We start from the raw sequence: 21,615 nt of genomic DNA, 5'->3' as shown, positions 1-21,615 counted from the left end.
GGTTATAAGCGAGGTCGCGCCAGAGCAGAAAAGGAAAGCTGTTTGAGTGATTGGGTTCTAGATTATGCCACACACAAATGCCAAGTTCTCGCTGTAGATGCTCATATAAATATTTTTTCTTAATTAGTCTTATAGAGTTCTTTAATAATACAATATAATTTCATAAATATCTCTGCAATAAAAACAAACAGTCATGGATACTCAAAAGCTAAACCAGTTAAAAGATCAGATAAAGCTAGAAATGAGTGAGATTTTGAATAACTCTAACTTCAGCAAGCTAACGGAGGATTATGGTATACAAGAAAAGGGGGCTTTGAAATTTAAGTTTCAATGTAGTATTGACCTAACTAAAATTGAATTTAGTGATCAGGATTCTTTACAAGCGATTCCAGATCAGCAAACCGTTGAATTGGATTGCATCTGGTGTATTAAGCATCAACGTTGTTGTGATTGATATATAAAGAGTACGAGAATTGAGGCAAGATACACATAAGTGAAATTTATGTTTAGAGGGGTTTGAGTAGCATGAAGCGCTATTACAATCGTCATCGTTTCACTTATGTGCATCCTTGACTTACTGAGTCCCTCTCCCATCATTGATGGTAGCTACGGTACTTGCTGCCAAATACTTTTCCAATGTTTACAAAAATCGTCCACATCACAAAAAACTTGGGTAACATCTAGCCGAAATACAATTGATTCCATCGCTAAGACACCATACGTATTTTTGTTCTAACATACCAGTCTCAGCTTTTTTTGTGTCGTTTTCAACCCCGTCGAACTCACGTAAAAAAGAGTAATATCTATTATGAGTAATCTTTGGGTCTGGTTGAAAAGTCTGGGAGTTGCAATAGGTAGTTTAATAGTCTTCTCTGCAAACTGTGCTATTGCAGAAATTACCCCAGATAGTACTTTAACTGAAAATTCTCGGGTTACAACACAGGACAAGCTCAAAATTATTGAAGGTGGAACCCGAATAAAAAGTAATTTGTTCCACAGTTTTAAGGAGTTTTCCGTACCTGAAGGGAGTACGGCTGAGTTTAAAAATGCTGACGGTGTTCAGAACATTATTAGCCGGGTAACGGGTAATAATGGTTCTAATATTTATGGCACTCTTAAAACTCAGGGTACAGCCAACCTGTTTCTGATTAATCCCAACGGGATTATGTTTGGTCCTAATGCTTCTTTAAACATTGGTGGTTCATTTATAGCGAGTACAGCAAGTAGTATAAATTTTGCTGATGGGACTAAGTTTAGTGCTACAAACCCCCAAACCACACCCCTGCTAACAGTAAGTGTACCCATTGGCTTACAATTTGGAGCAACTGCGGCTCTCATACGCAATCAATCCCAAGCAAGTCCAAATGGTGCAAGTTCCCCTGTAGGTCTGGAAGTGCAGCCAGGCAAAACATTGGCATTGGTAGGCGGTGATATAACGCTGGAGGGTGGAAATTTAACAGCAGAGTCGGGAAGAATTGAACTAGGAAGTGTCGCTAGCAATAGTTTGGTCAGTTTGAACTCAACGAACCAAGGTTGGGTTTTGGGGTATGAAAGAGTCAAGGATTTCCAGAACATTCAACTAATCCAGCGAACTGTTAACGGTTCTAATATTTTATCCTTTGTAAATACCAGTGGTGAGCGTGGCGGTATTATCCAGGTGCAAGGCAACGCTGTGGAACTAGTTGGTAATGGTGTTTTATTATTAACGCAAACTAGAGGTGACAAAAATGGCGAAGACTTAATGATTACCAGTAGAAAATTAATTGTTCGGGATGGCGCACAAGTACTCACTTCTACTATAGGTCAGGGTATGGGGGGAAATTTGATCGTGAATGCCTCTGAGTTCGTAGAATTAGTTGGTAGTAATACTGGAAGAACTACATTAGCTACGTCAACTTTTGGTGCTGGAAAGGCAGGTGATATTACAATCAACACTAACAGGTTGCGTATCCAAGATGGGGCAGAAGCATCAACAGAGTCTAGCGGAGTTTTCCTTGATGAGGAATCTCTTTCACAGCGGCTATTTAGACCAGCTATAGGAGTAGGAGGGAATTTAACGGTGAACGCTTCCGAGTCCGTAGAGCTAATTGGAACTTCAGCAACAGATCCCAGCAGATTGTTGGCCAGAACTTTAGGTTCCGGAGATGCTGGAGAAGTCAGTGTCACTACAAAGCAATTGATTGTCCGGGATGGAGCTGTAATCAATGTGAGCAGTGAACTTTTAAAGTCATTTTACGAAGGGAATGTACCCAATCTAGGAAAAGCAGGCAATCTAAATTTAAGCGCTCGCTCCATCCTGTTGGATAACGGAGGAAAACTCACAGCTACAAGTGAGTTCGGTCGAGGCGGTAATATTACGCTACAGGTACAAGACTTATTACTGATGCGCCGCAACAGTCAAATATCCACTGATGCAGGTCTAGCCCAGACATTTGGGGATGGTGGTAATATTACCATTAATATTCCATCAGGCTTCATCGTCGCCGTCAATAGTGAAAATAGCGATATCACTGCTAATGCATACAAAGGGAACGGCGGTAGGGTTGATATAACTACCACAGGTATATTTGGTATTCAGAGTCGAAAATCCAATACACCCCAAAGTGACATTACTGCAAGTTCCCAGTTTGGACTCAATGGCACAATACAAATTAACTCCCCAGATGTTGACCCCAGTAAAGGATTAGTAGAACTGCCCGAAAAGGTGGTTGATGCTTCTAGAAAAATTGTTGCTAGCTGCAATGGTGGTACAAAATTAGCAAGGAGTTCATTTACTATAACAGGACGTGGAGGAGTAGCATCTAGCCCTACAGAACCATTGACGGCTGATGCAGTGTTGGTTCCTTGGATAACACTGGAGCCAGAAGGTAGTAATCCTGCTAACGGTTTCCAAAACAGAGCGGTTATTCAGGAGCCAAGGCACACAAAAGATAATCCACAGAAAGTTAATTCTCTTAATCAACCTATTCAACTTGTGGAAGCCCAAGGATGGGTAGTAGATGCCAATGGTAACGTGGTTTTAGTTGCTCAAGAACCAACTGCGATACCCAACAGTCCTGCGCTGACTCCTGGATCTTGTGCTGCTCATTCTTGATTCTTAGTATAGATTTGCATAAGTTTGTAGCGAATTGACAGGTCAGCCCCAACTCTAGGAGACGCTACGCGTAGCTTGCTTCTCCGTAGGAGTACGGGGAAGTCAAAAGTCACTCATTCAAAAGTCAAAATTAAGATTAAGAACCACCAAAATAAATAATGGGGCTTGAGTCAACTGACGTAGTATTTCTTGTACTACGTATCTCGAAATACATTTTTTTATTTTCCATAAATAAATTTAACGCTTGCGTCAGAGCGGCGATTCCCGCTGTAGGCATCTGAACTTTGTAAGAGAGGGGCTTGTACCTTTTTCTTTCTGGTCAAAAATTTGAGTACATTTACTCTTGCCAAATGTGGGTTACATAGTTTTGTTTTTTCGTGCCGACCTACTTACCACAGGTGGATTAATCCTGCTTTTGGGAATGGTGTTCTGTCAACGAACGGCTTTCAAGATATCGTAAAGTAGCTTGTAGCGCTTAAACCCTGCTTCATATAAAGGATTTGCCTGCGGCTGTACCACATTTCGATCCTGTGCGTAGATATTGAGTGCAGCTTCTAAATTGGGGTAGGCACCAATCCCCACCATTGCCAAAATAGCTGCTCCGTAAGCAGCTCCTTCTTCGGCTTTGGGAGCAATGAGTTCTGTTTGCAAAACATCTGCCAAAATTCTTAACCAGATGTTAGAGCGTGCGCCTCCACCCGTTGCTAAGAGTTGATTAACGGGAGCGATCGCGCTGATGAGTGACAACGTTGACCGCAAGCTGAATGCAACCCCCTCTAAAACAGCACGAGTTATATCTGCTTGCGTATGAGCTAATGACAAATTCACTAAAGCACCGCGAGTATCTGGATCGAGGTGGGGACTACGCTCTCCTGAGAGGTGTGGCAGAAATAGAACACCACGGGCACCAGGCAGCGATCGCTCTGCCATATCCATCAGATCGGTGTAGGATATATGCGGTGCAAATCTATCTCGATACCAACGCAGAGAACCACCTGCTGCCAGCGTCACTCCCAGCAGATGATAGCCACCATCTACATGACAGAACAAATGCACCCGACCTTCTGGATCGGGAATTGGCTGATCGCACGGTGCAAAGATAACTCCCGATGTGCCAATACTCAAGCTACCCCGGTTCAGGTTGCTTGATGAGATGCCCAAACCGATGGCTGCTGCTGCATTGTCACCTCCGCCTGTGACCACAGGTAATCCCACAGGTAATCCCACGCGGGCGGCTATTTCTGATTTCAACTGTCCGGCGATCGCGGTAGATTTGATTACCGGGGGAAACAACGCAGGGTTGATATCAAGAGCATGGAGAATATCTATATCCCATTGCTGATTCGCCAGGTTCAGACAGCCGACACCAGAGGCATCAGATGGTTCTGTCACGGCTTCGCCCGTTAGCACATATCTTAGATAATCTTTGGGCAAAAGAATCTGCCACAACCGAGCATAGGCTTGTGGTTCTTCAGTCCGCAACCATAGGAGCTTCGGCAGTTGAAACCCTGTAATTGCCGGATTTCCAGTCCGCTCAATCAACTCCTGACGGGGAATCGTGGCTTCAATCTCAACAACAGCTTTACCCGTGCGCTGGTCGTTCCACAAAATTGCCGGTCTAATTACTTTGCCCTTTGCCTCAAGAGGAACCATACCATGCATTTGTCCAGACAAACCGAGGGCAATCGCCCGATGTCCGTCTAGCTGTTGAGTTACATCCAACAGAGCATCTAAACTTGCTTCGACCCAATCCGATGAGTTTTGTTCCGTCCAACCGGGTTGTGGAGTTAACAGGGGATAGCTTCTGGTTGACTGAGCGATAATTTGCCCTTGCAGATCAACTGCGATCGTTCGCACTCCTCCTGTACCCAAGTCTAAGCCAACTACGATGTCAGTCAATTGCCCCTCCAAATTCTTAAGATTAGAAGGCGGAAATGAAACTTCCGCTTTAAAAGGTCGCGGTTTTAAGCTCTCTTTAAGTTTTCTGCCAGAATCGGGCTAGTGGTCTGTCTTATTAATTTTGAGGGGGTTGAGAAACGAACCGCAAAGGACGCAAAGAGCGCAAAGGAAGAAAAATTAAGATCTTCCTTCGTGTACTTCGCGTACTTCTCTGCGGGACGCTGCACGAACGCGGTTCGTTCCCTTACCCATCCAATTTAGTGTGGTCGAGTACTAGTGTCTCTTTCGCTCCAAACTCATACAATCTGCGTAAATGGTTCGTAACTGACTCAACAAAATACAATGACTGCGATAAATCACCAAAAATCTCAGTGAGGTTGAGCAATTGTTTGGGGTTGCAGCCACTGGAACCAGCTAGTTGAGTCAAAGTACCTGCTATCGGATCATCAATGGGAATGGGGTTACCTTGGTCATCCAGCCCATTAAGGTAACGGAACCAAGCTGCAACCGTTAGGCTCATATAATCAATCGCTCCTCCTTGGCGCAGCGCGTCACGGACTGAGCCTAAAACAAATTTTGGCATTTTGGCGGAGCTATTCAGGCAAAGACGTGGAAGTTGATCCCGAATCTTAGGATTAGCAAAGCGTTCAATTAAGGTCTTTTTGTAATCGTCTAAATCAATCCCAGGTACAGGTTGAAGTGTAGGCGTAACTTCTGCCATCAAATGATCGACGGCTTGCCTAATCAATGGATCTGCCATGACCTGATGAACGTAGGTATAGCCTGCTAAGGAGCCAAGATAGCCAATCAACAAGTGACTAGCGTTGAGCAGCCGGATTTTCATCATCTCATAGGGATGAACATCACTGGTCATCTGAACGCCAACTGATTCCCACTCAGGTCTACCTGCGCTGAAATTGTCTTCGACTACCCACTGAAGAAACGGTTCGGCAACAACTGGAAAGGCATCATCGATGTTAAACTGTTCCGCCACCATTTTGATATCTGCTGGGGTGGTGGCGGGGGTAATGCGATCAACCATACAGTTAGGAAAGGCAACCTGTTCGGCAACCCAACGTCCCAATTCCGGGTTCTGCATTTGAACAAATGCAGTTAACATTTTGCGGGCAATGTTGCCGTTACCTTGCAAGTTGTCGCAGGACAACACGGTAAATGGTGCTATTCCCTGTTGACGGCGGCGATCAAGTGCTGCTGTCAAAAAGCCATATACCCCAATTGGCTGATCAGGATGCTGCAAATCGTACTGAATCGTCGAGTGATTGGCATCAAATTCACCGCTACCTTCAATATAGTAGTAGCCCCCTTCGGTAATGGTGAGGGTGACAATGCGGCATTTGGGATCTGCTAAGGTGTCAATCACAGCTTCGCGGTTATCTGGTGCAAACAAATATTGCGTAATTGCCCCAATTACACGAGCGCGATCGCCTGATGGTGATCTTTCAACTAAGGTATACAAACAATCTTGGGAACTCAATGCATCACGCATTCGTTTGTCGAATTCTAGTAGCCCAACTCCGCAGATTCCCCATTCACTGCCGGGATTTTGATGAAAGTAATTATCCAGATATAAAGCCTGATGTGCTCGATGGAACCCACCCACACCGATATGGACAATGCCATTAGTGATTTGATGGCGATCGTAATTAGGTACGCGAACGTTATTTCTTAAAGCAGACAGAGATGCTTCATTCAGCTTGATTGTTGAGCCTGTGCTGATATTACTGTTCATGGGATTCATTCAGGGTTAGGTGATGACCATTAACTTTGGAATGACTTCACCCTTTTGATCGAACAAATGGCAAAGCTCACCGTTAATGTAAATAGGAACGTAATCGTGTATTCTAGCGGGATTATCTCCGTCTGTTTGCACAACTATGGTTTCACCACCCGCAATCTTGATATAGAGATAGGTTTCTTTGCCCAATCGTTCTACGACTAATACTTCACCATTCACGCTTGGGTTATTGCGATCGAGCCGCAGATGTTTGGGACGAATCCCTAATGTTGCTCTATCCCAAACTGACAAAGTTTTGGGCTTCACCGGAATCATTACGGTTGCGTCACCAGGTAATCTGACCGTTGCACCAGAGTCATTGACGGCTGACACCGTGACCGAGATAAAGTTCATGCAACCAGCAATTTAGCGAAGCGGGGGATACGCATCGCATGACTCCTTTAAAGTAAAAAAACCGAACGAAATAAATTTTTAATTTTATACTCGATTTTTGGGCAAAAGCTCAATAATAGAAATCATACCAACCTGATTGCAATCATCGGCATTCGCAACAATTCTTCAATAAAAGATTAAAAATATATATGACGGCAAAAGCAACCTATCAGTTTGCAGGTAAGACCATCCTAATTACGGGCGGTGCGGGAGATATTGGCAAAGCAACTGCACACCGTTTTGCTGCTAATGGAGCAGGTGTAGCCCTGCTAGATCTGAATGAAGCGAAGATGACAGATGTGGCTCAAGAACTAAAAGAGTACAACGTTCCAGTCGGCACGTTTCGTTGTGATGTGACGGCTACTGATGATGTTGCCAAAACCTTTACTAGTGCTGTTGAACAGCTTGGGCGAATCAACTATGTATTTAATAATGCAGGCTATCAAGGAGTGTTTGCCAAGACCGACGAATATCCTGAGGACGACTTTCAAAAGGTGATCAACATCAACGTTGTCGGCGTTTTCCACATTCTCAAGGCGGCTGCACAGCACCTACGCGATACTGGTGGAGGCGCGATCATTAACATGGCGAGTTATGCAGGGGTAGTTGGGCCGCCAAATATGCTGGCATACGCCGCTTCAAAGTTTGCTGTTATTGGAATTACTCAGACGGCAGCGAAAGACTTGGCTCCTTACGGCATTCGGGTAAATGCACTCTCCCCTGCGTTGATTGGTCCTGGTTTTATGTGGACGCGGCAGACAGAATTACAAGCAGCAGTAGGGTCGCAGTATTTTGATGCTGACCCTAAGGTAGTTGAGCAACAAATGATTAATTCAGTGCCAATGCGCCGTTTAGGAAGTCTGGAAGAGGTGGCGAATGGGGTAGCGTTTCTAATGAGCGAAGAGGCAAGCTACATTACTGGGTTTAACTTGGAGGTTACTGGGGGAGAATAGACATTTACAGCTATTTTCAGATAAAATCACTGTTCGTGTGAAGAACACGCGTTCCCAAAACAGGCGATGTTTACGACGGGCTGCGCCTACGCGAACGTCAATGAACCACAATTTTGATCTCACACAGAAGCACAGAAGAGAAAACAAAAGTTGTTTTCCAAAAGTTTGATTATAAATTTGACCCGATGTCTATTTAGTATTCACCCCAACGATGCCACTGGCGAAAATCAGTTCCGGCACTTACAGCTAAACCAATTTGATGCTGTGAGGATAGTTCATCATAGCCACCTTCGGCTCAGACTTTGCGCTGCGTCGTTGGCGTAGCCCAAGGTAGAGAAGAGGCTGCGCTAACAGAAAAGACGGGAAACGACGCGATACACTTTTCGCTGCGGCAAGCCGAGGAAGCGTCTATGTTTTTCTTTCTTGTACTTAAGTCCTAATATGGTTTGACGCATCTTCATATAAAATTGGTATTACAGCCTTTGAGTACTTGCTCCCGACGGATCAGTAAAAGGGGGTGGTGAACACTGAGTGATATAAATATGTTGTATATCTACTGGCGATTCACTGGAAATATTTAACTATTTAAATCCAATTTTCAGCAATAGATATACAACATTAACTACTCAATCTTAATAAGCATATCTGGTTTGGGTCATTTTGATTGCCAACAAAGGCAAAAAATTAAATGCTTATCCCATAGGGATTACAAATTTAAATCAAAGCAAGTGTCTGAATAAACTTATTCAGGGAATAACACATTATCAATGACATGGATAACACCATTGTCAGCTTCTACATCCGAAGTCACGATGTAAGCATCATTTACCTTAACATTATTCTCAGCATTAACTTTGATATCTTTTCCCTGGGTCGTTGTTAGCTTTTGCAGTTGAACTAAATCAGTCGCATTAATCTTACCAGAAACCACATGGTACTCTAAAACGTTTCTTAACTTAATGACATCTTGTAGTAGTTCTTCTACGGCTCCTGATGGGAGCTTGGAAAAGGCTTCGTCTGTTGGTGCAAAGACAGTAAATGGGCCATCTCCCTTAAGTGCAGTATCAAGACCAGCAGTAGTAATAGCTGTTACCAAGGTGTTGAAAGAACCTGCATTAATTGCAGTATCTATAATATCCGGCATTTGATGTCACCTCAATTGTGTGAAAACTTGATGTTAAGAGATTTAACACATAAGTGTATTTGGGAGCAATGCGATTTTGTGAGATGAATGCGATTCGTGGGCTATAAATCAAGCCCATTCGGGTTATGAAGGATTAGCCGCAGGGTTTTGAACCCTAACAACTAAATGACAATATAGGTGCAAAACCTACCATCCAGGTGCAGGAGTCAAAGCATTTCCCTACGGTAGCGACTAGCCATCAATCCGTAAACCGGGAATGAAAGGTGGCTCTACTGATAGCCTAAATTGAGATTGAGTAAGAAGCTAATGTTTGAATGTAATGTTCAAAATATGCTGACGTACTTACGATGGTTTGAAAGATAAGGTCTTAATACAATACCTTCGCCAAATTAAGATCCTATAAATGCCGCAGCATTAACAGATCTACCACCATAACGAGGTTGGGACGTATTGCAACAATTGCTCAAAAGAAGTATCAATAATCGTCGTAGCAGAGCGATCGCCCGTGATTATCTCCTGCAAAAACGTGACATTAACTTTGATGCCGTGAAGTATCGCTCCAAATTTCGAGCGATCACCTACCAGGGGAAGCCGGACTGCTTTATCTTCGTACCATTCGGGTCTTAGGGGTAGTGATTGCAGTAAAGAGCAAATGTATTTTATTACTTCAGATGATTTTCAGTTAAACAAACTCGTATTTAAGATTATAAATAGTGAAATACTAAATTTGTGGCGAATTAATTTTCGCCTATAACCAAGGAGTAATAATGGTTTTAAGACAATATCAACGTGCTGTAGGCGTATTTACTCATCGTCGAGATGTAGAACAGGCACTACATGAATTGAGAGATTCTGGCTTGGCAATGGAGAAAGTATCTGTAGTTGTACAGAATGCAGACCGCAATCATGAAATCGCCGATAATGAAATTAAAGAGCGCACTGGTGATAAAGCTGACGAAGGTGCAACAGTAGGAGGGCTTTCAGGCGGAGCTGTTGGTGGTTTGACTGGTTTATTAGTAGGTCTTGGTACTTTAGCAATCCCTGGAGTTGGGCCAATAATGCTGGCTGGTGCAGCGGCAACTGCTTTGGTTACAACCCTTGTAGGGGCAAGTCTTGGTGCTGCTACTGGGACTTTTGCTGGTGCATTAGTTGGTTGGGGAATGTCGGAAGAGCAAGCTAGAGCATATAATGAGCGAGTAGAGGATGGACACTATTTAATAATTGTGGATTGTACATCTGTTGAAATTGCTAAAGTAGAAGCAATTCTACAGCGTTGGGGTATTGAAGAGTTTGGCATTTACGAGCATCTCAACAGTGAGCAATTACCTACAAATTATCTGACCACGACGACTTCTGCTACTGCCATTCCTAATAAAAGTGGAATTTTATCTAAGTATGCTATTAGTTACTTTAATCATATAGATAATGTTGATGCGGCAATTCACGATATGTATGTCGTAGGTTTTCCAGTAAACCAGATTTCCTTAATTTGTAAAGATTTTTCCCAATTGATTGGGTCAACAGGCGTTAATTTAAGTGAGCGCTTTGACGCTATGAGGCTAGGAATAGCAGATGAGTGGGCACGCTTTTACAACGAGCAAATTGATCAAGGTAATTATATACTCATCGTTAGTGGCACAGACAATGAGCTTGATCAGGCTAGCTTGATTCTGGGCAATTATGGGGTTCAAGAGTGTCAAATTTATGACCCAATGTTAATTGGTTCCTGAAAACGAGTACCGGAAAATTTAACAATTTTTTGAGCCAAATATAGCGTTTCATAAACAACTGAGGTACACTAAAGTCTTTTTAGCAAAGGTTAGCAGCTTTGAAAATGTACCTCACAAGGTCGGTAACCGCTATAAATATACAGCAATACTTTCAAAATTCTACGCTTTTTAGGTGTATCTGTTACAGCTTATAAGCTAGGCATAAAGCCAAGTATTTTAAGCCTGTTAGAGGAGAAAAATATTCTTCAATCAAATCAAGTAGGTATATTTGTTAATATTTCGCCCGTTTTCCGGGCGAAAATGTGACTAGGCAATTGTGCTGGCTAAACTACTTTCTCTAAATCTCCTGAGAAATTTAGAAATGCAATTAATAGCCCTCTATAGTATAACCAGCAGATTGAACTATCTGTTTAATTGTCTCTTCAGAAGCCGCAGATTCTACAGTTACGGTTTTAGCATTAACGTTTACATCCACTTTGGCATCAGATTCCATAGTCAGAATAGATTTAGTTATTTTATTGGCGCATTCATCACCTTTAATATTCGGAACTTTCAATTTAATTGCCATTACTTACCTCATTAGTTAACTAGAATTTCCATTTAATAAATATAATATCGCTTGAGATAGTGAAGTTACATCTTACTTAAGTAAGGGAATTGGAAATCACAGTAAGAGTAGTAAATAATAGCTCTATTTCAATCTTTGTTAACAGGTTTGCTGGAAATAAAACGAATTAAGATGCCAAAATATATAAAATAATTTCTGAAAATACACCTAGTACTACTAACTTCTAAAAAGCCGCTTTTTTAGTTTGTGCTGAAGATTCCACTAGACATTGCAGATTCTCCTATAGGCGTTCCTGTTCGACATAATTGTTCTCACAGCATTGCCTGAACATACAAGCGTCTATACGTAAGTCACAAAACCTTTTTATCTGTAGTTTTTAACTTATTGTTATACTTCAGGTTACTTATGCCCAACTTTCATAGCATATATACATTCAAAAAGCAGCTATCTTATGGCATAGATATGCTTTGGACTTCGCAGCAAAAACATTCAGTGATGCTGTGGAAGGTATGTCAGAGAAAGAACAAGACTCGCCTGCGGTGATGGAGCGATCGCGCTTTCTTAGTCAGTGGGCTTGCAAATCATCACCCCAGTGCCTGCAAGTATGTCCTTTGCACAACCACCTGTTTTGGCTCTGAAATTCCCCAACAGCGTACTATGACAGTACCTGTGCATGACTTTGAGTATTCTTTTGGTTGCTTAAGTGACCAAGATAGGGTGTGATCGCTCCGGTTTTAGCTGCGTGGGGAAAAACTTCTAAGTAGCTCTAAATATGTTTTTTCTTCAGACATAAGATTCTCTCATAACAAAAGAGCTGATGTCAAAATAATTCCTAATTAATAATTACTAACTCATCATTAAAATTCCATGCAGAAATGCACTTTATTGATTGAGTAATAAATTTATTTTTTCCATCAATAAATTGAGAGAAGTTAGAGCGCTGGAAGCCAGCACTCCAACTTCGGGGCTTGTAACCAAAATTATAAATTAATAATTATTCTGGTCAGTTTAGTTAGCATATATTGAACTGCTCAATTTTCTTTTTGTGTTATTTCGGTTGTTAAAGAGCGGATTAACTCTCGGATTATATCGGTTGCTGGTCTTCCAGTCATTGAACAGTACTTATCAAGCTTCAGAGCCTCACCTGATGTGAGATTGATTGTAAGTCGTTTAACAGCCCATTTTTTATTCACGTTTTATGCAACTATGTTTTTAAACTACTCTTTTAATATCAATCATTTAAGCTGATATTACAATGTGATAATTAATGAGATTAAATTCAAGAAACTATGAAGAAAAATCCTATGGTTTCATACTTTGTAGTTAATAGATAAAGTATATTTTAGAGTATGAAGTTTAGCTGTTTTGGATCTAAGAATTGTGAATAGAATGTAAAAAGAATATTAAAGTATATCAAGATAAAATAAGTATTCACGTAGAGTAAGTCTTAGCGCCTTTTAAAAAGTATCATCTGTAATTACCATCACATTCCTTTAGCAATGACTGAGTTATTACTCAAATAGCTATCAGTATCATAGTCATAAATTATTCAAGTTGCAAAAAAACGTAACTTTTCAATAACCTCCCCGATTGCTAACAATGATTAAAACTTTACACGTTAATTGCGATCGCTATAGCAATCTTAAATCATTTGTGAGAGAGCAAAAGGCTTTTGATAAGGATTCAGGTCAGAGGGTATTGACAAGTGTGACATCCGGTACGTTGCACGTAGAAAATTGCATTAAGAATTTCTCATAAATCTACTTCTACAGGATGCTCAAATCCTTTAGGTTTTGGTAGAAGCGGCTTGAGGATTAACCATTCGGCATCGCTTAAATCACTTGGATAGGGTTTGCGTCCTCCAATATAAGGATTATATGTGAAGGTCAAAACTCTTAAAAAATAACCCCAATTCGATAGCTTGAGGTAATCTGTGTACACGAATATCAATATAATTAAGGCAACAAAATAATATAATGGGAAAATACTAGGACTTACGCATTAAGTACGAAATGTAGGGGCAATTCATGAATTGCCCCTACGATAAACCAAGGCTTTCACAGCCTTTTTGCGTAAGTCCTGAATACCTAGAATCCGATTGCGCCAGAAGTTAATTGTTCCAGACACATTGGCAATCAATCTTGTTGAACAGATGCATTATTATAATTATAAATGTGTATTTTTGCCAGCATATTTAAAGCGTCGAACCAAATACTTTCTTTGACATAGATTATAATCTTCTGTCGAGGATCAGTTGTTGCTTCCAATTGCTGCATAACACGAGAATCTAAATTAATTCTTTTAATACCCCCCTTCTACATACACAGGAATGCTTGGTGCTTCTTGCTTACAATGTATTTTTAAATACCAGCGATATGTCTGATCTACCTCTAATGAAGCAACAGTACTAAGGAGAGAAATACCAATGATACTGGGCTTAGAAGGTAGCGCGATCGCATTTCTCTAAACATCATTTTCTGCGCTCTCCTGTAAGCTAAATTCAGCACTTGAGTTAGACAAATCCTTAGTGTAGGGGATGTAAAACCAAAATGTAGGCCGTTCAAAAGTGGTTAGTCCCTCTACAACCCTGATAATTGATTTGTTTGTCTGTGCCCCAACCTTTTGTCCCTCTTGAAATGGTACTAAGACAGTAAGCAGGGTTGGAACCGCAGGGCAATCATCGACTAGCTATTCCTGCTCTACGCCCAGATATAGGACTTAACAAAGCAGGTGCTTTTGGTAAATTAAAAACTGGTCGAGAGGTCGGTTGTTGAGGTGAAGCAGGTGTTTTGATTGATTGTGTAGGCTGTTTATTAGTGACTGATTGTTTAGTTTGGTCTGCTGTTTGTGCTGAATATTGGGTAGTGCTGCTCAAAATCAGAGCAGCTGTTAAGATCCATTTCATTGACTTAACAAGGTAAGATTTTTGCTTGTTGCTATTACTTTGCAGTCTATTTGCCAACATAATAATCGCTCAATCAAAGCAAGATTATATTAAAACTTTGTTGCAAAGCAGCTTTTGAATACAATGCACAAATTTTAGGTAATACATCATAGCTATAAGTGCCAAAATCAACGCTAGAACTGGCGTACACCCAAATAAAAATGTTCTCATTCATAGTCTCTGAGAAGGGGATATACGAAACAAATAAAGTTCTAACCCAGCAAAAAAATGGCTCTATCAGACATTTTATGGAACTTAATACTAAAAACTTGTTGCTTGACAGATTTAAAAGCTTATGGGAATTTCATGATTTACATGTGCATTATTTGATCATAATGTCAGTGCTCAACCATAAAATATACGGAAGAACCAAAAAAACTTACTTTTGAATTCCCTAACATCCAATCAAACCTTTTATATGTGATCGCCACATATTTAATTCATCTGTGTTAGTTAATAGCTTTACACAATTTACTTTGAATCTTTAATAAAGTAGACAATAGGGCAAATTATAGCCTTGAGCAAGACTGCGTCTTGAAGTCACTCATTCACTCATTCAAAAGTGAAAATCAGAAAATCGAGATGCTTACTGAGCGTAGTCGAAGTACCAATTGGTTACAAGCCCACTTCTGCTACTTCGACTGCGCCCTTCTCTACGAGAGGCTACGCTCAGGACAAGCTCAGGACAAGTACGCTCAGTCCATTGCCTAAATTTATTTATGGAGAAAGAAGGAAATTTCTAGCGAGACACGTAGTGCCAGACATAAGACGTCCATATTTCAAACTCACTTCAGCTACGCTCAGTGCATCGCCTAACTTTAGTTATAGTGAATTTGCTTTACCAATATTTCGGGTATCTACTTTCGCGGCTAAAATTATTATAGAGAAGCGCAACAAAGATTAAAACTATTGCCCCAAAAAGAGTGGGAAACAGCAGAAAACTCCATACTGGTTTTGTAAGGTAAATAATAACTGGATTGGACCCTGCTGGTGGGTGAGTTGTTCGGGTAAGCATCATCACAGAAATGGCAGTACCAACAGCTATAGCAACTGACCACCACGTTGCTCCAAAAAGCGTTAGACATACCAAACCAATAAAAGAACTGAAAAAATGACCTCCAAGCACATTTCGTGGTTGTGAAAAGGGCACATCTGGAAACCCAAAAACCAAAACGCAGGACGCTCCAAAAGAGCCGAGTACAAGTGCTACAGAAAATGTATTGGAGAGAAGCGCGATTACACTGATTGCCAGAAATCCTCCTAACCAAGCAAGTATTATTGCTTTAGCCGAATGCTTAGGAGGTAGTTTAGTATTATCTCCTTTTAGCTTATAAAAGAAATTTATCCAAGACGCTGCTTTTCTGGTGCTACCAGCATCGCTGATTGATTGCCTAACCATACACATTCACCTCAAATTGTTAATTCTTTTGTACAGACTGGTCTGTCTAGTAAAGTCAAAAAAATAAATGGTTAACTAATTAACTGCTTAACTGCTTCTCTCGCAACTTGAATAGCTCGTGTTGATCTATAGATTTGACTCTCAGTAATTGCTCCTTCAAACAGAATATAGATGAAATCCGCAAGCATTGCTGTGTTATTTTTCTTGGTTGAAATATTCAATTTGTCAACAAGTTGCCTAATGTAATCCTGCAAAGCATTTTTGTGATTTACAACCAAGAGCCGAATTTTACTGTCGGGTGACGGAAATTCAGAGGCGATGTTTAAGAAAGCACAGCCTCTAAAGTTGCTATCAGGCAACCATCGTTCTAGAAAAGTAAATAGGCTCAACAAACGTTCTTGGTTATCTTCATAGAGTTCAACCTCTTGCTGCAACCAAGAAAACCAATTTTGATGACGCTTATGCAAGTACGCTATACACAACTCTTCTTTGGAGGAAAAATGGTGATAAAAACTTGCTTTGGCTACCCCTGCTTCCGCAATCACTTGATTGATACCAGTAACATGGTAGCCTTGCTCGTAAAACAGCCTAGATGCTGTTTGTAAGATTTTTGTACTGGAGTTACTAGATAAATTTTGTGAGGTCATAAAACAAGAATACTCTAGACAGACTTGTCTGTCTAGTGCTAGTCTGAATATTTTTAAATTTTCAGTTCGTGGCGCTTCAGCGCCTCCCCTATTAACAAGTCCTTACGAACCTTGCCCGTCGCCGTCTTGGGCAAGTCGGTGAACAAAAACACTTGGGGTTGTTTGTAAGAAGCAAGTTGAGACACACAAAAATGGCGCAAATCTTCTTTGGTAAGGGCTTGGGAGTCCCTTGCCTCGACGAAAGCCACTAATAGGGTGTGGTTTTTTCCTAGCTCTTCGGGTGAGATACCAATGACCGCCGCCTCTTTTACCTGTTCGTGTCGGCACAGCACATTCTCAATCTCGATGGAGGAAATGTTCTCCCAACCGTAGTCAGTTTCTATGTAGATTAAGTCCTTCAGGCGGTCTCGAATTTCCAGATAGCCATCTGGATGGATAATTGCTACATCGCCGGTGTGGAACCACCCATCCCGAAAGGCTTTTTTGCTAGCTTCCAGATTGTTGTAGTAGCCTGTCGCTACTGTATTACCTGCCACAATCACTTCCCCCAAGGTACGACCGTCCCAAGGAACGTCTCGCCTTGAGGCATCGACCACTCGCAATCCCGTTCCGGCATGGATGGTTGCCACTCCTTGACGGGCGCGCTTGAGAGCGCGGCTGGAAGGAGGCAATGCCTGCCATTCTTCTTGCTCCTCACAGACGGTATAGGGGCCGAAGGTTTCATTTAACCCATATTGGTGGATGAAGTTAACCCCCATCTCATCTAATCGCTGGATCAGGGTGGGAGCAGGAGCAGCTCCCCCCGTGGTAATCGTCAGCCCCCGAAATGCTTTTTTGTCGCTAGGGGCTGATGCCAGCGATCGCACAAGGCGAGGAGCACCAGATAGGTGGGTAATCTGGTACTGGGAGAGTGCCTGACTTATATCTGCAAACCCATCCCGGATTTGATCACTTGGCAGGACAACTTGGGTGGCTCCCACGGCAACATTTGCCCAGATATGCCCCCAGCCATTAACATGAAACATGGGGAGCAGCCACAGATACTTCGAGGCTCGGTTGAGTCCAATCATCAGCGCTTGCCCCAGTGCATTCAGGTAAGCCCCTCGGTGATTACAAATTACCCCTTTTGGACGACCAGTGGTACCGCTGGTAAAGTTGATGGTAAGGGTATCTAGTTCGCTGACAACGGTTTGATCCAACCGAAAATCGCCATTTTCACCCGCCAGACAGGTTTCGTAGTCAAGGACTTTAGAATAGATTGGATTAGTAGCGCCATTGATAACAATTACTTGTTGCAAGTGGTCAAGGGTAACCTGAGAGTCAATGAGGATTTTCTCGCTCAAGGAAGCATCCACAATCAAGACTTTCGCCTCGCAATATTCCAGCAGGGATAGGAGGTCTGGGGCTGCCAGCCAAGGATTCAGCATGACGATCACCGCACCGATGGCTGGAATGCTGAAGTGGGCTTCGATTGTCTGTCGGTTGTTCTGTGTTAAGAGAGCAACCCGATCTCCATACCCCACCTGGAGTCGCTTTAGCACTTGTGCCAGACAGCGAGAGCGGTGCAATAGCTCGGCGTAAGTCACTATTCCATCAGGGTAGACGATCGCGCTCCGGTTAGGAAATGCCTGACCACTGCGTTCTAAGAAAGTGGTTGGACTCAAAGGTACATAGGAATGCATAGATTCTCTTTTAATACGAACTGATATGGCCAAACAAAGTAAAAGTAAAAAGTTAAAAGGCAAAAGAAAGAAAAATAAAAATGGTTTCAAGCCGAATGTCAGGAAGAAAAGGTGACATTTATTTATGGGAAAATGGCATGAAGAAAAGGTGAAACCTTGCCTTCGTCTTAATACGGTTCGGTTAAGCTAGTACCGCAAGGCGGAAGTCACTCATTCAAAAGTCACTCATTCAAAAGTATTATGGAATAAGCTCTTTAGGGCTTTTCAATGGTCTGCTTATTTACGCGCCCGCTGTACTAGTACCGCAAGGCGGAAGTCACTCATTCAAAAGTCAAAAGTCAAAAGAATTGTATTCCGGGCTTTTGTGCCATTTTGAATGGTCTTTTTATTTACGCGCCCGCTGTATTAGTAGGATGTTATGGTGTGTAGAGACATTGCAATCCAACGTCTCTACAAACTCGTGTGCCTCTTCATTGACCACAAAATCAGAGTTACCTTCAAACAGGCTTAACATCTTCGTTGCCTGAAGCAAACTCGTTCCACAAATCAGGCCGCTGCTTGACTCTGATATAACGCGTAGCCAAAATGGTGCAGCCATTACTGGAAGCCATTGTATGAAAGGTACCTGGTGAACGAAGTATTAATGATCCGGGCAAGAACGTCACACCATTCTCTATATAATCCCCGGTTAACACCACGACCATTTCATATCCTATATGTTCATGCAAGGCAACAAATGCGCCTGCCTCATATTTAAGAATTGCGGCATCGGGACCTTGCGGGTTTTGGTCTACCAGACTAAAGATTGTGTGAATCCCAACACCTTTTCTAATCTCTGGTTGATAAGGTACAAACTCAAGATCATCCGGTAAGGAAACATTTTCCATGCCCAGAAACTTAATTACCCTGTCGTTGATGGAATTGTATGGGAATGGGTCGAACTTTACTTGCCCATTGCTCATCAATTGGCCTTTTCTTGGAATTAGAGCATCACTTTTGTTTGTGTCGTTGTATCCTAATAAGGGTATTTTTGACATTTGGTTGTTCTTTAACATTTGCTTGCTCTTTATTTAAATTAATTGAATCTTTCTTTGTTTTTGGCTAAACTTGACTTTATCCAAAATTAAGAACTCGGTTTTCTTTATCTGGCAAAAATCCTGACTTTTTAGCAAATACTTTTTTCACGTCACAGATTATCGGTGAATTTAAAAAAGTAAAACTACCGTCTCATCTAGGTTTCAGTGATAGCGTTCGTGCAACGACTCCGCAGAAGTATCGCGTTGCAAAAAAATGAATAAAGTCGAGATCAGAGGATGTTTGAAAACTCGCAAAGTATACTTAAAACCTCGCTTCCATTCATTTCTCTCTTCAGGTGAGAGGCTTTGAAACCCCCATTTCTTCATTGGGAAGGCTTGCTCAGAGGGTTAGCTTTGGGAGGTATTGCTGTTACCAACAATACTTTTCAAACATCCTCCATCAAGCGACGGAGAGTCCTTTATTGGCTTGGTTGCGGGCTTCTAAAATGCCCTTGAGAATGCCGTCATAAACTCCGGCTCTGGCTTCCAGCATCCGTATCGCACTAGAGAACACCTTTTGCAAGTCTTCACAAGTGTGCATGTAGGGTCTTCCGGCAGCGAACCACCCCTCCCCGTGATCTTCATCAAGTTCGCAGTGAACGACGAAGAATTTCACCATGTCTTCACTCAAACCGCGACGGCGCAGGTGTGCCAAAACTCGGCGCTGTTGAAGGGGAATTGCTAATTCTAAAGCTCCTAGCCCGCCAATGCCATGATGAAGTCCATCGGCAAACCAGCAGAGGTTAATCTTGGTATTGAGGAGGTGGCAAGTTTCTGGGTTAATATCCTCGGAGCGCGCTCCACCGAAGTAATTCATTAGGGGTTCAAATAAATTGGGGTGAGCCTGGGCGAAATCCCCCTGACCAAACTCGTCATGAAGATTGTGATAGAGTTCTTCGCGCATCTCAAAAGGCACAATCAGGCTGAAGGCGGCAATGTGGAGGTGAAAGCGTTGCATATTGACTCGATAATTGGCAAGGAAGTAGCGGACTTCTTCATCGCTTAAATCATCGCGATCAAACAGCTTAAATAGTGGATGGTGGTTGACACGATGCCTGCTGATCCGCTCTTTGAGCCACGGCATGAAAACTTCAACGCGATCGAGTTCAGGGGGGAGTTGCTCCTGGGGTAGGTATTGCTGCTCAACTTGCTCAATCAGGTGGCGAAGTTCCCATTCTCTGAGGAAGCGAGGAGTTGCTAACCCAAACCCTTCTCCCATCAAACGCAAGTTCATGTCAAATAAAAGGAACTGAATTTTTCGCCAAGCAAGACCTCCTTTATTTTGAAAAGCTTCATGTGCCAAATTTTTGACTTGCTCGATGGGATATACGTACTGCTTAAGCACTTCCCAGGAATTGGTCTGTACTAAGTCAGATTTGACTGATAATCTTTCAGAGTAATTCAATTTAAACATTCTCTTTTTCCTTGGTAAAATCGATGTGAATTCCTATTTTTTAGTAACTCTGGTTATCAAACTGGCATTGAGGCTCTGATCAGAACTCAAAAGTAAATAGAGGCTGGAAAGACTTCCTTCAAGTATTTAACTTTAGTTAAAGGTAAAGTTTAGTAGGTTCACTAACCTTATGACATTAGAATAATTATTTTTTTTTAATATAACAATATGAAAAAGTAAGGACTTTTTTATAAGCTAAACTTTTTAAAAAAGTATGAAATATTATTAATCTTTATTTTATATGTCTTATAAAATAAAGAAGCTAAATTCCAAGCATAAATTATGACAAAATCATAAATTTAACTATAAATTTGCTTGGCCAATATTTATTTAAATAGTTTTTATAATATAAAATAAGAAAACATCATAAAAACTGAGAATAAGAAAGTAAAGTATCGCTAACTACTTGCTGGACTATATTTGAGGCAAGATAAGCAGCCGAAACTATAAAATTTATTGGCGATTACTGTGAATGGTATAGAAAGCTATTTCCAGAAGTAAGAAATTTTGAAGCTACGCACTGTACAACAAGACTGGATGGCTGCATAACGTGCGCGAGCGCGTGGAAACATTGTCTGTATCTGCGGATGAATTGTACTAGGGCGGCAAAATGCATTAGCTGTCTACAATCCACGTTCATCTTCCGCAGCGTGCATAAATTGATTTCACTTATACCTATATAAGAAGTAGAAACAGGGCTTATGTCCTCGCTAGTTCAAAACCCCGACTTGATTGAGGTAATTTATGCCTACTATGGTGATCACTACACTATCAAAATTTTGTCAATGCGTAAGTCCTAACTGCTTAAACCACAAGCTTTTCTGCTTTTCTTAGTGCC

General features: G+C 41.6%; 18 protein-coding genes and 2 pseudogenes. 6 read left to right on the top strand and 14 right to left on the bottom strand.

Features of this window, described 5'->3' with window-relative positions:
* Positions 1 to 193: 193 nt before the first annotated feature.
* Positions 194 to 454: a hypothetical protein gene (locus V7L29_RS17235; RefSeq protein ID WP_334694095.1), complete on the top strand. Its 261-nt coding sequence runs from the start codon at positions 194 to 196 to the stop codon at positions 452 to 454.
* Positions 455 to 808: 354 nt separating this feature from the next.
* On the top strand, positions 809 to 3,094 hold the full coding sequence (locus V7L29_RS17230) for a two-partner secretion domain-containing protein (RefSeq protein ID WP_334694096.1): 2,286 nt from the start codon (positions 809 to 811) through the stop codon (positions 3,092 to 3,094).
* Positions 3,095 to 3,526: 432 nt separating this feature from the next.
* On the opposite strand, the gene xylB is transcribed toward V7L29_RS17230, so the two are convergent.
* The 3 genes from xylB to V7L29_RS17215 all read right to left on the bottom strand — a co-directional run bounded on the left by xylB (position 3,527) and on the right by V7L29_RS17215 (position 7,142).
* On the bottom strand, positions 3,527 to 4,993 hold the full coding sequence (gene xylB, locus V7L29_RS17225; RefSeq protein WP_334736249.1) for a xylulokinase: 1,467 nt from the start codon (positions 4,991 to 4,993) through the stop codon (positions 3,527 to 3,529).
* Positions 4,994 to 5,237: 244 nt separating this feature from the next.
* Positions 5,238 to 6,743, bottom strand: a complete 1,506-nt coding sequence (locus V7L29_RS17220) for a mannitol dehydrogenase family protein (RefSeq protein WP_334694098.1) — start codon at positions 6,741 to 6,743, stop codon at positions 5,238 to 5,240.
* A gap of 15 nt (positions 6,744 to 6,758) precedes the next feature.
* Complete coding sequence (locus V7L29_RS17215) at positions 6,759 to 7,142, bottom strand: TOBE domain-containing protein (RefSeq protein ID WP_334736248.1); 384 nt, start codon at positions 7,140 to 7,142, stop codon at positions 6,759 to 6,761.
* A gap of 188 nt (positions 7,143 to 7,330) precedes the next feature.
* Between V7L29_RS17215 and V7L29_RS17210 the strand changes: the two genes are divergently transcribed.
* Positions 7,331 to 8,134 carry an SDR family NAD(P)-dependent oxidoreductase gene (locus V7L29_RS17210; protein ID WP_334694100.1) on the top strand — a complete coding sequence of 268 codons (804 nt, stop codon included), beginning with the start codon at positions 7,331 to 7,333 and terminating at the stop codon, positions 8,132 to 8,134.
* A 742-nt stretch (positions 8,135 to 8,876) separates the two neighbouring features.
* Here V7L29_RS17210 and V7L29_RS17205 read toward each other — a convergent pair.
* Complete coding sequence (locus tag V7L29_RS17205) at positions 8,877 to 9,278, bottom strand: fasciclin domain-containing protein (protein ID WP_334694101.1); 402 nt, start codon at positions 9,276 to 9,278, stop codon at positions 8,877 to 8,879.
* A gap of 450 nt (positions 9,279 to 9,728) precedes the next feature.
* On the opposite strand from V7L29_RS17205, the gene V7L29_RS17200 reads away from it, so the two are divergent.
* On the top strand, positions 9,729 to 9,905 hold the full coding sequence (locus V7L29_RS17200) for a hypothetical protein (RefSeq protein WP_334694102.1): 177 nt from the start codon (positions 9,729 to 9,731) through the stop codon (positions 9,903 to 9,905).
* Between the two features lie 140 nt (positions 9,906 to 10,045).
* Positions 10,046 to 11,008, top strand: a complete 963-nt coding sequence (locus V7L29_RS17195; RefSeq protein WP_334694103.1) for a hypothetical protein — start codon at positions 10,046 to 10,048, stop codon at positions 11,006 to 11,008.
* Positions 11,009 to 11,375: 367 nt separating this feature from the next.
* On the opposite strand, the gene V7L29_RS17190 is transcribed toward V7L29_RS17195, so the two are convergent.
* Positions 11,376 to 11,576, bottom strand: a complete 201-nt coding sequence (locus V7L29_RS17190; RefSeq protein ID WP_334736247.1) for a heavy-metal-associated domain-containing protein — start codon at positions 11,574 to 11,576, stop codon at positions 11,376 to 11,378.
* A 467-nt stretch (positions 11,577 to 12,043) separates the two neighbouring features.
* On the opposite strand from V7L29_RS17190, the gene V7L29_RS17185 reads away from it, so the two are divergent.
* The gene (locus V7L29_RS17185; RefSeq protein ID WP_334736246.1) at positions 12,044 to 12,214 is read left to right on the top strand and encodes a hypothetical protein; all 171 of its coding nucleotides are present in this window, start codon (positions 12,044 to 12,046) and stop codon (positions 12,212 to 12,214) included.
* 1,013 nt (positions 12,215 to 13,227) lie between these two features.
* Here V7L29_RS17185 and V7L29_RS17175 read toward each other — a convergent pair.
* The 9 genes and pseudogenes from V7L29_RS17175 to V7L29_RS17135 all read right to left on the bottom strand — a co-directional run.
* A pseudogene (locus V7L29_RS17175) lies at positions 13,228 to 13,466 on the bottom strand (transposase); the annotation flags it as partial.
* Positions 13,467 to 13,711: 245 nt separating this feature from the next.
* Positions 13,712 to 13,852: a DUF928 domain-containing protein gene (locus tag V7L29_RS17170; RefSeq protein ID WP_334736245.1), complete on the bottom strand. Its 141-nt coding sequence runs from the start codon at positions 13,850 to 13,852 to the stop codon at positions 13,712 to 13,714.
* 25 nt (positions 13,853 to 13,877) lie between these two features.
* Positions 13,878 to 14,234: pseudogene (locus tag V7L29_RS17165) on the bottom strand (DUF928 domain-containing protein).
* A gap of 19 nt (positions 14,235 to 14,253) precedes the next feature.
* Positions 14,254 to 14,481 (bottom strand): hypothetical protein, encoded by a 228-nt coding sequence (locus V7L29_RS17160; RefSeq protein WP_334736244.1) that lies wholly within the window; start codon positions 14,479 to 14,481, stop codon positions 14,254 to 14,256.
* An 877-nt stretch (positions 14,482 to 15,358) separates the two neighbouring features.
* Positions 15,359 to 15,919: an HPP family protein gene (locus tag V7L29_RS17155; RefSeq protein ID WP_334694108.1), complete on the bottom strand. Its 561-nt coding sequence runs from the start codon at positions 15,917 to 15,919 to the stop codon at positions 15,359 to 15,361.
* Positions 15,920 to 15,990: 71 nt separating this feature from the next.
* Positions 15,991 to 16,566: a TetR/AcrR family transcriptional regulator gene (locus tag V7L29_RS17150; protein ID WP_334736243.1), complete on the bottom strand. Its 576-nt coding sequence runs from the start codon at positions 16,564 to 16,566 to the stop codon at positions 15,991 to 15,993.
* Between the two features lie 53 nt (positions 16,567 to 16,619).
* Positions 16,620 to 18,248 carry an AMP-binding protein gene (locus tag V7L29_RS17145; RefSeq protein ID WP_334736242.1) on the bottom strand — a complete coding sequence of 543 codons (1,629 nt, stop codon included), beginning with the start codon at positions 18,246 to 18,248 and terminating at the stop codon, positions 16,620 to 16,622.
* A 497-nt stretch (positions 18,249 to 18,745) separates the two neighbouring features.
* Positions 18,746 to 19,303 carry a cupin domain-containing protein gene (locus tag V7L29_RS17140; protein ID WP_334694111.1) on the bottom strand — a complete coding sequence of 186 codons (558 nt, stop codon included), beginning with the start codon at positions 19,301 to 19,303 and terminating at the stop codon, positions 18,746 to 18,748.
* 421 nt (positions 19,304 to 19,724) lie between these two features.
* The gene (locus V7L29_RS17135) at positions 19,725 to 20,738 is read right to left on the bottom strand and encodes an iron-containing redox enzyme family protein (protein WP_334736241.1); all 1,014 of its coding nucleotides are present in this window, start codon (positions 20,736 to 20,738) and stop codon (positions 19,725 to 19,727) included.
* Positions 20,739 to 21,615 lie beyond the last annotated feature (877 nt).

The sequence above is a fragment of the Nostoc sp. genome (assembly GCF_036916575.1).
Lineage (GTDB): Bacteria > Cyanobacteriota > Cyanobacteriia > Cyanobacteriales > Nostocaceae > Nostoc.
Note: the sequence above shows the minus strand (reverse complement) of the source record. Positions and strands in the feature narration are given on the sequence as shown.

Coding starts and splice junctions, on each gene's coding strand:
- V7L29_RS17235 (WP_334694095.1), top strand. CDS start 194: ATGGATACTCAAAAGCTAAACCAGTTAAAAGATCAGATAAAGCTAGAA.
- V7L29_RS17230 (WP_334694096.1), top strand. CDS start 809: ATGAGTAATCTTTGGGTCTGGTTGAAAAGTCTGGGAGTTGCAATAGGT.
- V7L29_RS17220 (WP_334694098.1), bottom strand. CDS start 6,743: ATGAACAGTAATATCAGCACAGGCTCAACAATCAAGCTGAATGAAGCA.
- V7L29_RS17215 (WP_334736248.1), bottom strand. CDS start 7,142: ATGAACTTTATCTCGGTCACGGTGTCAGCCGTCAATGACTCTGGTGCA.
- V7L29_RS17210 (WP_334694100.1), top strand. CDS start 7,331: ATGACGGCAAAAGCAACCTATCAGTTTGCAGGTAAGACCATCCTAATT.
- V7L29_RS17205 (WP_334694101.1), bottom strand. CDS start 9,278: ATGCCGGATATTATAGATACTGCAATTAATGCAGGTTCTTTCAACACC.
- V7L29_RS17195 (WP_334694103.1), top strand. CDS start 10,046: ATGGTTTTAAGACAATATCAACGTGCTGTAGGCGTATTTACTCATCGT.
- V7L29_RS17190 (WP_334736247.1), bottom strand. CDS start 11,576: ATGGCAATTAAATTGAAAGTTCCGAATATTAAAGGTGATGAATGCGCC.
- V7L29_RS17170 (WP_334736245.1), bottom strand. CDS start 13,852: ATGCAGCAATTGGAAGCAACAACTGATCCTCGACAGAAGATTATAATC.
- V7L29_RS17160 (WP_334736244.1), bottom strand. CDS start 14,481: ATGAAATGGATCTTAACAGCTGCTCTGATTTTGAGCAGCACTACCCAA.
- V7L29_RS17155 (WP_334694108.1), bottom strand. CDS start 15,919: ATGGTTAGGCAATCAATCAGCGATGCTGGTAGCACCAGAAAAGCAGCG.
- V7L29_RS17150 (WP_334736243.1), bottom strand. CDS start 16,566: ATGACCTCACAAAATTTATCTAGTAACTCCAGTACAAAAATCTTACAA.
- V7L29_RS17145 (WP_334736242.1), bottom strand. CDS start 18,248: ATGCATTCCTATGTACCTTTGAGTCCAACCACTTTCTTAGAACGCAGT.
- V7L29_RS17140 (WP_334694111.1), bottom strand. CDS start 19,303: ATGTTAAAGAACAACCAAATGTCAAAAATACCCTTATTAGGATACAAC.
- V7L29_RS17135 (WP_334736241.1), bottom strand. CDS start 20,738: ATGTTTAAATTGAATTACTCTGAAAGATTATCAGTCAAATCTGACTTA.